At 73.5% G+C, this 13657-nt stretch carries 14 protein-coding genes; 5 read left to right on the top strand and 9 right to left on the bottom strand.

Annotation, left to right across the window (positions count from 1 at the left end):
* Positions 1-49: 49 nt before the first annotated feature.
* Together AW271_RS04440 and AW271_RS04435 are read right to left on the bottom strand one after the other, a co-directional pair.
* Positions 50-994: a Ppx/GppA family phosphatase gene (locus tag AW271_RS04440; protein ID WP_062332079.1), complete on the bottom strand. Its 945-nt coding sequence runs from the start codon at positions 992-994 to the stop codon at positions 50-52.
* Positions 995-1060: 66 nt separating this feature from the next.
* Entirely contained in the window at positions 1061-1603 is a 543-nt protein-coding gene (locus tag AW271_RS04435; protein WP_062332076.1) for a CGNR zinc finger domain-containing protein, read from the bottom strand.
* Positions 1604-1674: 71 nt separating this feature from the next.
* Between AW271_RS04435 and AW271_RS04430 the strand changes: the two genes are divergently transcribed.
* Positions 1675-2439 (top strand): class I SAM-dependent methyltransferase, encoded by a 765-nt coding sequence (locus tag AW271_RS04430; protein WP_245652916.1) that lies wholly within the window; start codon positions 1675-1677, stop codon positions 2437-2439.
* A gap of 27 nt (positions 2440-2466) precedes the next feature.
* Here the strand turns inward: AW271_RS04430 and AW271_RS04425 are convergent, their stop codons facing one another.
* The 7 genes from AW271_RS04425 to AW271_RS04395 are packed head-to-tail and all read right to left on the bottom strand — an operon-like array spanning position 2467 to position 8983.
* The gene (locus tag AW271_RS04425; RefSeq protein ID WP_062332070.1) at positions 2467-3618 is read right to left on the bottom strand and encodes a 4-hydroxybenzoate 3-monooxygenase; all 1152 of its coding nucleotides are present in this window, start codon (positions 3616-3618) and stop codon (positions 2467-2469) included.
* Entirely contained in the window at positions 3615-4715 is a 1101-nt protein-coding gene (gene pcaDC / locus AW271_RS04420) for a bifunctional 3-oxoadipate enol-lactonase/4-carboxymuconolactone decarboxylase PcaDC (RefSeq protein WP_062332067.1), read from the bottom strand. Before pcaDC ends, AW271_RS04425 begins: the two co-directional genes overlap by 4 nt.
* The gene (locus AW271_RS04415) at positions 4696-6123 is read right to left on the bottom strand and encodes a lyase family protein (RefSeq protein ID WP_157553893.1); all 1428 of its coding nucleotides are present in this window, start codon (positions 6121-6123) and stop codon (positions 4696-4698) included. Before AW271_RS04415 ends, pcaDC begins: the two co-directional genes overlap by 20 nt.
* A 14-nt stretch (positions 6124-6137) precedes the next feature.
* A complete protein-coding gene (gene pcaG / locus AW271_RS04410; RefSeq protein WP_218007933.1) occupies positions 6138-6683 on the bottom strand; it encodes a protocatechuate 3,4-dioxygenase subunit alpha in 546 nt (181 codons plus the stop codon).
* Positions 6680-7423 (bottom strand): protocatechuate 3,4-dioxygenase subunit beta, encoded by a 744-nt coding sequence (pcaH, locus tag AW271_RS04405; protein ID WP_062332061.1) that lies wholly within the window; start codon positions 7421-7423, stop codon positions 6680-6682. Before pcaH ends, pcaG begins: the two co-directional genes overlap by 4 nt.
* Positions 7416-8174, bottom strand: a complete 759-nt coding sequence (locus AW271_RS04400; RefSeq protein WP_062332059.1) for a CoA-transferase subunit beta — start codon at positions 8172-8174, stop codon at positions 7416-7418. Before AW271_RS04400 ends, pcaH begins: the two co-directional genes overlap by 8 nt.
* Positions 8171-8983, bottom strand: coding sequence for a CoA transferase subunit A (locus tag AW271_RS04395; protein WP_062332056.1), 813 nt, complete (start codon positions 8981-8983; stop codon positions 8171-8173). Before AW271_RS04395 ends, AW271_RS04400 begins: the two co-directional genes overlap by 4 nt.
* 95 nt (positions 8984-9078) lie before the next feature.
* On the opposite strand from AW271_RS04395, the gene AW271_RS43075 reads away from it, so the two are divergent.
* The 4 genes from AW271_RS43075 to AW271_RS04375 are packed head-to-tail and all read left to right on the top strand — an operon-like array spanning position 9079 to position 13577.
* Positions 9079-10584: an IclR family transcriptional regulator domain-containing protein gene (locus AW271_RS43075; RefSeq protein WP_062332053.1), complete on the top strand. Its 1506-nt coding sequence runs from the start codon at positions 9079-9081 to the stop codon at positions 10582-10584.
* A gap of 30 nt (positions 10585-10614) precedes the next feature.
* Positions 10615-12204: a RecQ family ATP-dependent DNA helicase gene (locus AW271_RS04385; RefSeq protein WP_062332050.1), complete on the top strand. Its 1590-nt coding sequence runs from the start codon at positions 10615-10617 to the stop codon at positions 12202-12204.
* 27 nt (positions 12205-12231) lie between these two features.
* Positions 12232-13008, top strand: a complete 777-nt coding sequence (locus AW271_RS04380) for an SDR family NAD(P)-dependent oxidoreductase (RefSeq protein ID WP_062332047.1) — start codon at positions 12232-12234, stop codon at positions 13006-13008.
* Positions 13005-13577, top strand: a complete 573-nt coding sequence (locus AW271_RS04375; protein ID WP_062332044.1) for a TetR/AcrR family transcriptional regulator — start codon at positions 13005-13007, stop codon at positions 13575-13577. The genes AW271_RS04380 and AW271_RS04375 overlap by 4 nt, the downstream gene beginning before the upstream one ends.
* Positions 13578-13657 lie beyond the last annotated feature (80 nt).

The raw sequence follows: 13657 nt of genomic DNA, 5'->3' as shown, positions 1-13657 counted from the left end.
AGTAGCTCGATCATGCGGCCGTTTTGCCCGGTATGACCATTCTCATTCCTTACTCAGGGGCGAGGTCAGAACCCCCCAGGACGTCCAGCCGCCGGAAGATCACACCCTCGCGCAGCGCCCAGGGGCAGATCTCCAGCGCCGGCACCTGGAACAGGTCCATCGTCGCATCCGCCACGAGTGCGCCGGCCAGCAGCTGCCCGGCCCGGCCCGCCGACACCCCCGGCAGGGCGGCCCGGCGGTCGGCGGACATCTCGCCCATCCGCGCCGCCCACGTCGAGACCGCCTCGTGGCTGAGGTTGCGGCGGATGTAGGGGCCCTCGCTCGACGGCGCGGCCCCGGCCATCCTGGCCAGCTGCTTGAAGGTCTTCGAGGTGGCCACCGCGTGGTCGGGGGGACCGTAGCGGGTGACGTCGCCGACCCGGCGGCCGATCTCGGTCCGGATGTGGCGGCGCAGGGCGCGGATCTCCTCGGGGGTGGGGGGATCCTCGGTGAACCAGTCGCGGGTCAGCCGCCCGGCCCCCAGGGGCAGCGAGACGGCCGCGTCGGGGGCCTCGTCGATGCCGGAGGCGATCTCCAGGGAGCCGCCGCCGATGTCGAGGACCAGCAGGCGGCCGGAGGACCAGCCGTACCAGCGCCGGACGGCCAGGAACGTCAGCCGGGCCTCCTCCGCGCCCGAGAGGACCTGGATGTCGACCTGGGTCTGGCCCTTGATCTCGGCCAGCACCTCTTCGCCGTTGCGGGCCTCGCGGACGGCGGAGGTGGCGAAGGCCACGAGGTCCTCACACCCCTTGTCCTCGGCGAAGCGCAGCGCCTCCTCGACGAAGTCGCGGAGCTTGCCGGCCCCCTGCTCCGAGAGGTGGTGGTCGTCGATGTGTTCGGCGAGTCTCATGTCGACCTTGTGGGAGAACGCCGGCTGGGGGCGGGCCCCACGGTGTGCGTCCATCACGAGGAGATGCACCGTGTTGGAACCCACGTCGAGGACACCTAGTCGCATGCCAATGACGGTATCGCCCTTTACGGAACGTTCCTGTCGTCGTTACCCCGTCGGAATGACGAAAAGTCACCCTCTGGCCCGAAAAGCAGCGGTTTTCGTACGATTTTGGCACGCCGTGGAGCAGAAGCGGCGGGTGCCGTTGCGGGAGACGTCCACGAAGACGCGGTCGCAGCGGTCGGCCGTGCAGACCCCCAGGCGGTCGTGGAACTCCCCGCCCAGCACGATCGCGAGCGCGGTGGCCCCCGACGCGACCCAGTTGGCGGCCCAGGTGCCGCTGGTGCCGTGGAAGTGGAGATGCCAGGGCTCGCCGTCGTGGCCGCTGAGGTGGGGGCGGGCGTCGGTGGCGTCGAGCACCCGGTTGACCACCCTGCAGGCGTGGTCGTGGTCGCCGGAGAAGGCCGCGCGCAGATCGGCGGCGTAGCCCGCCAGCTCGGCCACGTCGGCCTCGGCGACCTCGCCACGCTCGCGCAGCGCGGCGGCCACTTCGGCGGCCAGCTCGGGCCCCGTCGGCACGACGTAGGGCCGCCCGCGCCGCTCCCCCGGGGTCAGCACGTTCACCAGGGTCACGAACATGGCCACAACGGCGTCGGTGTGACTGTTGAAGTTCACTTGACCAGTTACATCCTTCGTGATTACGGTAACTGACATAAGCCTAGACGACAGTTACAAGGGAGATGACCGTGACACTCACCCGTGACCACGCCCGGCAGTGGCTCGACCGCTGGGACGTCCAGCAGGAGGGCTACCACCCCGCCCGCGAGGAGCGCTTCGCGGTCCTGATCGACGCCGTGGTGGAGTCGGCCGGGCGGCCCGACCCGCTGGTCCTGGACCTCGGCTGCGGGCCCGGGTCGCTCGGCGTCCGGCTGAAAGAGCGGCTGCCACAGGCGACCGTGATCGGCTTCGACACCGACCCGCTGCTGACCGCCCTCGGGCAGGCCGCCTACGACGGGCTCCGGTTCGTGGACGCCGACCTGCGCGCCCCGGGGTGGAGCGCGGCCGCGGGGCTGCCCCGCCTCGCTGACGCCGCGGTCAGCACGACCGCGCTCCACTGGCTCCCGGAAGGGCCCCTGACCGACCTCTACCGGGAGCTGGCCACGGTGCTGCGGCCAGGCGGGCTGTTCCTCAACGGCGACCAGATGGCCTCCCCCGCGGGCACCCGCCTGGCCGTCCTCGAGCGCGCCCTGGCCGGCCGTGCCACCGACCGGCGGTTCCCCGGGGGACGCCCGGAGAACTGGGCCGACTGGTGGGCGGCGGTGGAGCGGGACCCCGTGCTCACCACCCTCCACGCCGACCGCGAGAAGCGCCGCGAGATGGCCGCGCACCACGGCTCGGAGTCGCTCCACCTGGAGACCCACGTGACCGCCCTGACCAAGGCGGGCTTCGCCGAGATCGGCACGTTGTGGCAGGAGGGCGACGACCGGCTGCTCTGCGCGTTCCTACCGTAGTCAGAGGCCGTATATCGGGCGTATTTCTCAGACCGTCCCGGTGTAGTTGAGCGCCAGCTCCGCCGCCGCGGCCTCGGAGGTCGCGATGCGGTGGAGCTGGGCCAGCTGGAGCCGGGTGTCGTAGTCGGACTGGCCGGGGGCCAGGTGCAGCATCGTGGTCATGAACCAGGAGAAGTGCTCGGCCCGCCAGACCCGCCGCAGGCAGATGTCGCCGTAGTCGCCGAGCAGGTCCTCCTTTCCGGTACGCCGCCAGTGCTCCAGCGCCCGCGCCAGCACCACCACGTCGGCGACGGCCAGGTTGAGGCCCTTGGCCCCCGTCGGCGGCACGATGTGGGCGGCGTCCCCGGCCAGGAACAGGCGGCCGTGGCGCATCGGCTCGGTGACGAAGCTGCGCATCGGGGTGACGGCCTTGGCGGTGATCGGCCCCCGGGCCAGCTTCCAGTCGCCGTCGATCGCGAACCGCAGGTCGAGCTCGTCCCAGATCTGCTCGTCGCCCCACTCGTCGGGGTCGGTGTCGTTGGGCACCTGGAGGTAGAGGCGGCTGACCGTCGGGGAGCGCATGCTGTGCAGGGCGAAGCCGCGCGGCGAGTGGGCGTAGATGAGCTCGTCGGTCGAGGGGGCGACGTCGGCCAGCACGCCGAGCCACGAGTAGGGGTAGTCGGCCTCGTAGACCTTGCCCGCCGGCACGGCGGCCCGCGCGATGCCGTGGAAGCCGTCGGCCCCCACGATGAAGTCGCAGGTCAGCGTCTTCTCCTGGCCTTCGTGGCGGTACGTGACGTAGCCGTCGCCGATGGCGGTCGCCTGGGCCTCGAACAGGAGAGGGCCGCCCTCGTCGAGCTGGAGGGCGACCAGGTCCTTCACGATCTCGGTCTGGGCGTAGATCATGACGGTGCTGCCGCCGGTCAGGGCCGGGAAGTCGAGGCGGTGGGCCCGCCGGTCGAACCGCAGCTCGATGCCGTTGTGCGGGAGCCCCTCGCGGTCCATGCGGGCGCTCGCGCCGCACTCGCGCAGCGCGTCGACGGTGCCCTGTTCGAGCATGCCGGCGCGCTGGCGCTGCTCCACGTAGGCGCGGTCGCGGCTCTCCAGCACGACGGAGTCGATCCCGGCGTTGTGCAGCATCCGGGCCAGCAGCAGGCCGGCCGGGCCACCGCCGATGATCGCGACCGTGGTGTGGGTCATTCCAGGCTCCCTAGCGTGCGTTGGGCGACGGCGAAGGCGGCGTTGGCGGCCGGGACGCCGCAGTAGATCGCGGTCTGGAGGAGGACTTCCTTGATCTCATCGGGCGTGAGACCGTTGCGGACCGCCGCCTTGACGTGCATGGCGAGCTCGTCGAGGTGGCCGCCCGCGACCAGTGCGGTGAGGGTGACGCAGCTGCGGGTCTTCCGGTCGAGACCCGGGCGGGTCCAGATCTCGCCCCAGGCGTAGCGGGTGATGAGGTCCTGGAAGTCGGCGGTGAAGCCGGTGGTGTTCGCGACGGCCCGGTCGACGTGGTCGTCGCCCAGCACGGCGCGGCGCACCGTCATCCCGTCGGCCTGCGGCAGGTGGGCGCGCATCGCCGCCACGACCGCGCCGGGCCGCTCGACCGGGGCCAGGTGGGCGGCCCCGGGCAGCTCGTGGAGGGCCGCGCCCGGGATGCCGTCGGCCAGCTCCCGCGCCACCGCCGGGGGGACGGCGGGGTCGTCGCGGCCGGCGACGACGAGGGCCGGGGCGGTGATCGCCGGGAGCTCGGCCCGGATGTCGTAGCCCGACAGCGCCTCGCAACACTGGGCGTAGCCCTCGTCGTCGGCGGCCAGCAGGTCGTCGATCATGGCCTGGGCGGCGGCCTTGTCGGCGTCCGGGGTGAACCAGCGCCCCCACGCGAGGTCGGCGATCGCCCGGGTGCCCTGGTTCCGGACCAGCGCCGACCGCTCGTGCCAGCTCTCCTCGGTGCCGAACTTGGCCGCCGAGCAGACCATCGTCAGGGACAACACCCGGTCGGGGTGCCGCAGCGCCAGCCACGCGCCGATCGCGCCGCCGAGGGAGATCCCGGCGTAGTGGAAGGCGTCCGCCCCCGCGGCGTCGGCGACCCCGGTCACCAGCGTGGCCAGCGCCTCCATCGAGGCCGCCCCCTGGACGACCGGGGAGGCGCCGTGGCCGGGCAGGTCGTACCGGACGACCCTGAAGTGCCGCGCCAGGACGTCGGCCGGGGCGTCCCAGACCCGGAGCGAGGTGCCCAGGGACGGCCCGAGGATCAGCACGGGCGCGTGCGCGGGCCCGTCAACGCGGAAGTTCAACATCGGCGATCTCCTTGAGGTGACGGTCGAGAGCTCGATCGACGAGTTCCCCCGCCGCACCGGAATAGCCGGTCGGCTCGAAAAGCCCGGACTGGAGGCGAATCGTCCCCGGGCGCTCTTCTCTTTCGTTCTCGGGGTCGGGATGGATCACGGGTGCCCCGACTATTTCGACGGATATTTCGGCATTCGCGCAGGCGAGTTCGAGAGCCTGGCGAAGCGGCATGCGGAGGCGGGCCGCGTCGCGGGAGGCGGTTTCGAGGAGGTCTCGCGCGGCCTTCTTGCCGATCTGCCGTGACAGCTCACCCATGACGCGTTCGGCCACGATCAGGCCGCCCGTGAGCGACAGGTTCTCCCGCATCCGGGCCGGGTGCACCCGGAGGCCGCCCGTCAGCGCGGCCGTGTGGAAGGCCGCTCCCCCGGCCAGGCGCAGCAGGGCGCGGAGCGGTTCCCACTCGGCGTGCCAGGCCCCGGCGGGGCGTTCGTCCTCGGCGGCCATCGCGCCGTAGAGGGTGGCGGCCAGGGCGGGGGCCTGGCGGGCGCAGGCGGCGACCAGGGTGGCGTGGACGGGGTTGCTCTTGTGCGGCATGGCCGACGAGCCGCCGCCCGAGCCCTCGGAGACCTCGCCGATCTCGGTGCGCGAGAGCACCAGGACGTCGGCCGCGATCTTGCCGAGCGCCCCGCAGCAGAACGCCAGCGCCCCGGCGAGGTCGGCGACCGGGGTGCGCAGCACGTGCCAGGGCAGCAGCGGCGCCGCCAGCCCGGCCTCCCGGGCGAACCGCTCCATGAGCGGGACCGACAGCGTGGCCAGGGTGCCCCCGGCGCCGCCGAGCTGTGCGGGCAGGGTGACCGCGCCGAGCCGCTCGTAGGCGTCGAGCACCAGCGACCGCCACCCGGCCGCCTTCAGGCCGAACGTGGTCGGCACGGCGTGCTGGGTGAGGGTGCGGCCGGGCATCGGGGTGTCCCGGTACTCCCGGGCCAGCTCGCCGAGGGCCCCGGCGGCCGAGGCGAGGTCGGGCAGGATCAGCCGCCGCGCCCGCGCCGCGACCAGCATGAGCGCGGTGTCCAGGATGTCCTGGCTGGTCGCGCCGTCGTGCGCCCCCTCGGGCAACGCCTTGACCAGCGGAATCACGGGATTCCCACCGCTATGTCCGGCCAGGTGGAGCCCATCGCGCCAGGCCCCGGCCGGAACGTCCGGGTCCCCATCGCGGCCGGCCGCAGCGCTCGCTGCCCCGGGCCCGGAGGCCTCGTCGGCGAGCGACGTGATGGCGTCAGCGAGGTCGGGGCGGTTCTGGGCGCGGGCCAGGGCCGCCTCCGCGTCGATCAGGGCGCGGAGGACGGCCGGGTCGGCGGTCGCCCCGTCGATCGGGGCGCCGGACCAGGCCGGGCCGAGAAGGCCGTCACCGGTGATCACGTGAGCCTCCGGGTTCAGCCCAGGTCGAGGAAGACCGTCTCGCCCTCGCCCTGGAGGCGGATGTCGAACCGGTACACCCCGTCCCGCTCGGGGGCGGCGACCAGGGTCGCGCGCCGGTCGGCGGGGAGGGACGTCAGCAGCGCGTCGCCGGCGTCCTCCAGGTAGACGCGGGTGTACAGGTGGTGCAGCAGGCCGCGGGCGAACACGCAGACCGCGATGTAGGGCGGCCCGCCGGGGCGGACCGTGTGGAGGGTCCAGTGTCCGTCGAGGTCGGTGGCCACGCGGGCGAAGCCGGTGAAGGTCACCCCGTCGCGTCCGGCGAAGGAGCCGTCGACCTCGTCGCGGCGCGTCGAGCCCGGCTTCCCGTCGAGGTTCCCGGCCTCGTCGGCCTGCCAGAACTCCAGCAGCGCGTCGGGGACGGGGTCGCCCGCGCCGTCGTAGACGTGCCCGTGGACGGCGACCGCCCCCGGGCGGCCCGGCGGGACCAGGTCGCCGCCGCCGCGGAAGGGCAGGGCGTAGCCGTAGAACGGGCCCACGGTCTGCGAAGGGGTGGGTCTCATCGGCCTTCCTCCATCCAGGTCGCCGACGGGCCGTCGAGGACGATGTCCCATCTGTACCCCAGGCTCCACTCGGGCCGGGAGAGCTCGTGGTCGTAGGCCGCGACGAGCCGCTCGCGGGCCTTGTCGTCGGTCACCGACTGGAGGATCGGGTCGTACGGGAACAGCGGGTCGCCCGGGAAGTACATCTGGGTGACCAGGCGCTGGGCGAAGGCCGTGCCGAAGACCGAGAAGTGGATGTGGGCCGGCCGCCAGGCGTTGACGTGGTTCTTCCACGGGTAGGCGCCGGGCTTGATCGTGGTGAAGGCGTAGCGGCCGTCGGCGTCGGTGAGGCAGCGGCCGGTGCCGCTGAAGTTGGGGTCGAGCGGCGCGGGGTGCTGGTCGCGCAGGTGCGGGTAGCGGCCGGAGGCGTTGGCCTGCCACACCTCCACGAGCTGCCCGCGCACCGGGCGGCCGTCGCGGTCGGTCACCCGGCCGGTCACGGTGATGCGCTCCCCGAGCGGCTCCCCGGCGTGCTGCCGGGTGAGGTCGGCGTCGAGCGGGGTCACGTCGCTCACGCCGAAGACGGGGCCGCGCAGTTCCGCGTACGCCTCGGGCGGGGCGACGAGCGGGCGGTGCGGGTGCCGGAGGCCGCTGGAGCGGTAGGGCGGGTAGTCGCGCGAGGGGTGGTCGCCGCCGTCTGATCTGGCAGCCAGCTCGGCGATCTCCCGGGAGATGGTCTCCTGGGACAGCGGTTCAGGCATCGGGTGCTCCTTGGGCGAGGCGGCGCAACGCGGTCAGCTCCGCCTCCGTGGGGGGTTCGGTGACACGCAGGTCGCCGGCGACGGCCAGCGGCCAGCCGGTGGCGGCGACGGCCTGGCCGGCGGTGGTGCCGGGGTGCACGTCGGTGAGGGTGAGCTCGGCGGTCTCCGGGTCGGGGCGCATGATCCCCAGATCGGTGATCACGGCGACCGGGCCGGCCCCGGGCAGGCCGAGCCGGGCCCGCGACCCGGGCCCGTCGCCGTGCCCGACGGTGGTGACGAAGTCGAGCTCGCCGACCAGGTTCCGGGGCGAGTGGCGCAGCACGAGCAGCACCTTCCCGCAGCTGGCCGCGATCTCCGGCGCGCCGCCCGCGCCCGGCAGCCGGCCTTCGGGACGGCCCGGTCCCCGGTCGATGACGGTGGTGTTGACGTTGGCGTACCGGTCGACCTGGGCCGCGCCGAGGAAGCCGACGTCGATGCGCCCGGCCTGCAGCCAGTAGTTGAAGATCTCCGGCACCGACACGACCGCGTCGGCCGTGTCGGCGAGCTCGCCGTCGCCGATCGACAGCGGCAGCCGCGACGGCTTGGAGCCGAGGGTGCCCGACTCGTAGATGAGCACAAGCCCGGGTTCGATGGTGCGGCGGGCCAGGTTGGCGGCGGCGCTGGGCAGGCCGATGCCGACGAAGCAGGTCCGGGCCCCGGCCAGGGCGCGGGCGGCGTTGACGGTCATCAGCTCGTCGGAGGTCCAGGTCATCGGGCCTCCTCCAGGACGTTCTCGTCCATCCAGCGCAGGAAGGCGTCGCGGTCGCGGGAGACGGCGTCCCACGACTGGTAGAAGCCGTTGTCGCGGACGGTGTAGCCGGCCGCGTAGGAGGGGTGGGCCCCGTTGGGGGCCAGGGCCACCGCGTCGACCGTCCACGACGGCAGCACCACCGCGCCGGGGGCGGGCGTCAGGTCGTCCACGATCTCCTCGACGGTCACGAGCACCCGGGAGGCGGCCAGCGCGGCCTCCTTCTGGACGCCGACCAGACCCCACAACTGCACGTTGCCGTCGCGGTCGGCGCGCTGGGCGTGGATGACGGTCACGTCGGGGTTGATCGCGGCGACCGCCGCCAGTTCCTCGCCGGTGAAGGGGCACACCACGGTCGAGATCGTCGCCGACCGCGACGGCAGGTCGCTGCCCCGGTAGCCGCGCAGCACCGCGAAGGGCAACCGCGAGGCCCCGGCGACGTAGCGGTTGGCCATGCCGGCGTGGCTGTGCTCGTCGAGTTCGAGGGGGCGCGGCCAGCCGTTCTCGACGGCGTCGCGGAAGCGGTGCAGCGAGCCCACGCCGGGGTTGCCGCCCCACGAGAAGACCAGCTTGCGGGCCGCGCCCATGCCGATGAGCTGGTCGTAGATGACGTCGGGGGTCATCCGGACGAGGGTGAGATCGGTCACCCGCTGCCGGATCATCTCGTGCGCGGCGGCGAAGGGTATGAGGTGGGTGAACCCCTCCATCGCCACGGTGTCGCCGGAGTGCACGAGCCCGGCCACCGCGTCCCGCAGGCTACGGATCTCCGCCATGTTCTCCCTGTTCGGAGTGGACTTGTTCGCCTGATGAACTATTGTTCACATTTGACGTAGTTCAGGAGTCTGCTACCCCCTTTGGACGTGTGTCAATGACCGAGGCTGTCGTGGGGCCGCTGGAGCGCGGGCTCGCCGTGCTGCGGGCGATGGCGGACGGCGAGCCGTGCCGCCCGAGCGAGCTCACCCGCGCCACCGGGCTGGCCCGCTCGACCGTCGACCGGGTGCTGGCGACGCTGGTCGCGATGGGCCTGGCCCGTCCGGCCGGGCCCGATCGTTCGGTACGGCTGACGCCCCGCGTCCTGGCCGTCGGGAACACCTACCTGTCGGGCAGCGGGGTCCCCGACGCGCTGGCCCCGGAGGCGGCCCGGCTCGCCGAGGACCTCGACGAGTCGGTGTCGCTGGCGGTGGCCGACGGCACGGCGGTCCGGTTCGTCACCCAGCTCCCCCGGCGGCGCAGCCGCTCGCTGACCTTCCGGGTGGGCGACCTGGTGCCGGCCGAACGCTGCGCGGCGGGCGCGCTGATGGCCGCCGAGTGGACCGAGGCCGGGTGGGCCCGCTGGCGGGCGGCCCGGCCGGAGACCGTAGTGCCCGCCGACCCGGCGGCCGAGCCGGAGTTCCGCGACCGGGCCAGGGCCGCGCTCGCGGCGGGCTGGGCCCGCGACGACGAGCTGATCGAACCGGGCCTGATCGCGGTCGCGGTGCCGGTGCGCGCACGCGGCCGGGTGGCGTGCGCGGTCAGCGTGGTCTCCCACCGCAGCCGCCACACCGTCGAGTCGCTGGCCGCGCTGGCCCTCCCCCGGCTCGACACCGCCCGGATGGAACACCTGCTGGCCGTCACCACGCCCGCGCCGCCGGCGCCGATCGAGATCCCCGGCGACACCCCGGTCCAGTCGCTGGCCCGGGGGCTGGCGGTGCTGACCGCGCTCGGCGGCACGCTCTCGGAGGTGGCCGAGGCCACCGGGCTGGCGCGGGCGACCGCCCGGCGGGCGCTGCTGACCCTGGTCGAACTCGGCTACGCGGTGAAGGCGGGCAACCGGTTCGTCGCGCTGCCGAGGGTGCTGGAGTTGGGCCACGCCCGGTTGTCGTCGCTGACCCTGGGCGAGCTGGCCACGCCCCACCTGGTCGCGCTGGCCGAGGCGGTGGGCGAGTCGGCGTCGGTGGCGGTGCTCGACGGGACCGACATCCGGTACGTGGCGCGTGCGCCGGCGTACAAGATCATGAGCGTGGACATCACGGTCGGCACCCGGTTCCCGGCCTACGCCACGTCGATGGGCCGGGTCCTGCTGACCGACGACGCCGATCCGGGCGAGCTCACGGCGCTGACGCCGCACACCGTGACCGATCCCGAACGGCTGCGGGCGCTGGTCCGCAAGGCCCGCGCCGACGGCCACGCGATCGTCGAGGACGAGCTCGAAGAGGGGCTGCGGGCGCTGGCCGTGCCGATCCGCGACCGCGCCGGCCGGGTGGTCGCGGCGGTGAACGTCGCCACGACCGGCCAGGTCAGGCCAGGTCTGCTCGCCCACCTCCGGGCCACCGCGCACGCCGTGGAGACCGATCTGGCCCTGGTCGGCGAACGAACCCCGCCCCGACCGGCCTGAACCGCCCCTTGCGGGGCATAGAGGGCGGCCATGAGGAGAGCGCTCGCGAGATTCCGGCTCGGGTCGACGGCCCGGCGCGTGTTCGGCTGGGAGGGGCTGCGGCCCGGTCAGAAGGAGGCCATGCGGCATCTGGTCGCCGGGCGCGACGTGCTGCTGGTGATGCCGACCGGGGGCGGCAAGTCGGCCGTCTACCAGGTGCCCGCCCTGCTGCTCGACGGGCCGACGATCGTGGTGTCGCCGCTGATCGCGTTGCAGCGCGACCAGGTGATGAGCCTGCTGAAGGCGGGCACCGGCGCGGTGGCGGTCAACTCGACGCAGTCGGTCGACAAGGGCCTCGACCAGGTCACCGCCGGGACGGCCGAGTTCGTGTTCCTGTCGCCGGAGCAGCTGGCCAAGCCCGAGGTGGTCGAGCGGCTCGCGGCGGCCCGGCCGTCGCTGATCGCGATCGACGAGGCCCACTGCGTGTCGTCGTGGGGGCACGACTTCCGGCCCGACTACCTGCGGCTCGGCCAGGTGATCGAGAAGCTGGGCCATCCGCCGGTGGTGGCGCTGACCGCGACGGCGGCGCCGAACGTGCGGGCCGAGATCGTCCGGTCGCTGGGGCTGCGGGACCCGGTGGAGATCGTGCGCGGCTTCGACCGGCCGAACCTGACCCTGTCGGCCCGGCGCTTCACCAGCGAGGACGACCGGCGCCGCGCCCTGGTCGAATACACGCTGGCGGGCGACGGGCTGACGCTGATCTACGTGCCGACGCGCAAGGACGCCGAGGAGTACTGCGCGCTGCTGGAGGGCAAGCGGGCGGAGCCGTACCACGCCGGGCTGAAGACGGCCGACCGCAACCGCACCCACACGCGGTTCGCGTCCGGGGAGCTCGACGTGGTCGTGGCGACCTCGGCCTTCGGCATGGGCATCGACCGCGCCGACGTGCGCCGAGTGCTGCACGCGGGCCCGCCGGAGTCGCCCGACGCCTACTACCAGGAGATCGGCCGCGCCGGACGCGACGGCCGGCCCGCCGAGGCGGTGCTGTTCTACCGCCCCGAGGACCTGGGCCTGCGCCGGTTCCAGACCGGCGGCCGGGCCGACCCCGACCTGCTGCTGCGCATCGCGGTGCTGGTCCGCGAGCACGGCGGGCTGGTCCCGGCCGGGGAGCTGCGCGACCTGCTCGGCGTCGGCACCACCCGGCTGACCGCCCTGGCCAACCTGCTGGAGCGGGCGGGCGCGCTGGTCCCGGGCGAGCTGCGCTGGACCCGCAAGCGGCTGACCGCCGAGCGGGCGGTCGAGAAGGCGGTCGAACTCGACGAGGTGCGCCACCGCGTCGACGAGTCGCGCCTGGACATGATGCGCGCCTACGCCGAGACGACCGGCTGCCGCCGCCGTTTCCTGCTGGAGTACTTCGGCCAGCCGTACGGCCGCTCGTGCGGGACCTGCGACACCTGCCGGGGCGTCGTCCAGGAGGTGGGCGACGGCCCGTTCCCGCTCCAGTCGAAGGTGGAGCACACCGCCTGGGGCGCCGGGACGGTGATGAGCGCCGACCCCGACCGGGTGACGGTGCTGTTCGACTCGGTCGGCTACAAGACGTTGGCCCTGGCCGCCGTCGACGGCCTGCTGAAGAAGATTTAGAGAAGTGCTCTAATTTATACTCCCGCCATGAACGTGGTGGTGACCGGAGGAAACCGGGGAATCGGATACGCCGTCTGCGCCGAGCTGGCGCGGCGGGGACATCGGGTGGTCGTCGTCGCGCGCGACGCCGCGCGGGGAGAACAGGCGGTGCGCTCGCTGCCGGGCGAGGCCGAGCTCGTCGTCGGCGACCTGTCGGCCGTCGCCGGCATGCGGAGCGTCGCCGAGCGGCTGGCCGAGGTCTGCCCGCGCATCGACGTGCTGGTGCACAACGCGGGGTTGTGGCCCTCGAAGCTCACCCGCACGGCCGACGGGCTGGAGGAGGCGTTCGCGGTCAACCACCTGGCCCCGTACACGCTGAACCGGCTGCTCGAAGAGCGCCTGACGCGGGTCGTGCAGGTCAGCGCGGGCCTCTACGTGAAGGGGAAGGCCGATCCCGCCCGCACCGCCTACGGCCTCGACTTCCACCCGCTGCGCACCTACGCCGACACCAAGCTCTGCAACGCGGCCCTGCTGCCGCTGTTCGCCGAGCGCTGGCGGACGCGCGGCGTCACCATCGACGCCGTGCACCCCGGGGTGATCAACACCGGGCTGGGCGCGCGGGGCGGGCCGGTCGGGCTGCTGCTCAGAGCGGCCAAGCGGTTCTGGAAGACTCCCGACCAGGGCGCGGCCCCGGTGGTCGCGCTGACGGCGGGGTCCACGACGGGCCGCTACTACGACGGGCTGAAGGAGATCCCGTTGACCGTCGACCGCGACCTCGGCCTGCGGTTGTGGGAGCAGGCCGGGAAACTGTCGGGAGTCGCGTGAGGCAGGCCCGCAGCGAGGCCACGATCCGCAGGCTGCTCGACACGGCCCTCACGGCGTTCACCGACGGCGACTTCACCCTGCGCGCGGTGACCTCGCGGAGCGGCGTCAGCGTGGGCAGCCTCTACCACCACTTCGGCAGCTTCGACGGGCTGGCCGCCGCGCTCTACTCCGAGTGCATGGACGACCTGCTGACCCGCCTGATCGAGGCGGCCGAACGGGCGGAGGGCACCGAGGAGGGGGTGCGCGCGATCGTGCGCGCCTACCTGTCCTTCGCCCGCGACGCGACCGCGCGGGCCCGGTTCATCCACGCCGCTCCGCTCATCGAGCCGCACGCCGCCGCCGTCGCGGCCCGCAAGGCGCCGCTGCTCGACCGGCTGACCGCCTGGTTCCGGCCGCGCGTCGCGGCCGGGGAGATCGCCGACCTGCCCCCGGCGCTGATCGAGATGCTGCTCATCGGGCCACTCGCCGAGACCACGCGCCGGGTGCTGGCGGGCGCGCCGGGCCTCGACCTGGACGCCGCCGCCGACGCACTGCCCGGCCCGATCTGGCGTTCCCTGCGCGCCCATTGACGGGATCTGTGACGCGGGTTACGTTCGCCCTAATTAAAAGGAAAGCTTCCTATTAGTTGGACGGGAACCCCCTGTTCCCG

The sequence above is a fragment of the Herbidospora sakaeratensis genome (assembly GCF_001570525.1).
Lineage (GTDB): Bacteria > Actinomycetota > Actinomycetes > Streptosporangiales > Streptosporangiaceae > Herbidospora > Herbidospora sakaeratensis.
The sequence above is the reverse complement of the archived record's forward strand: the minus strand, read 5'-3'. Positions and strand labels throughout refer to the sequence as shown.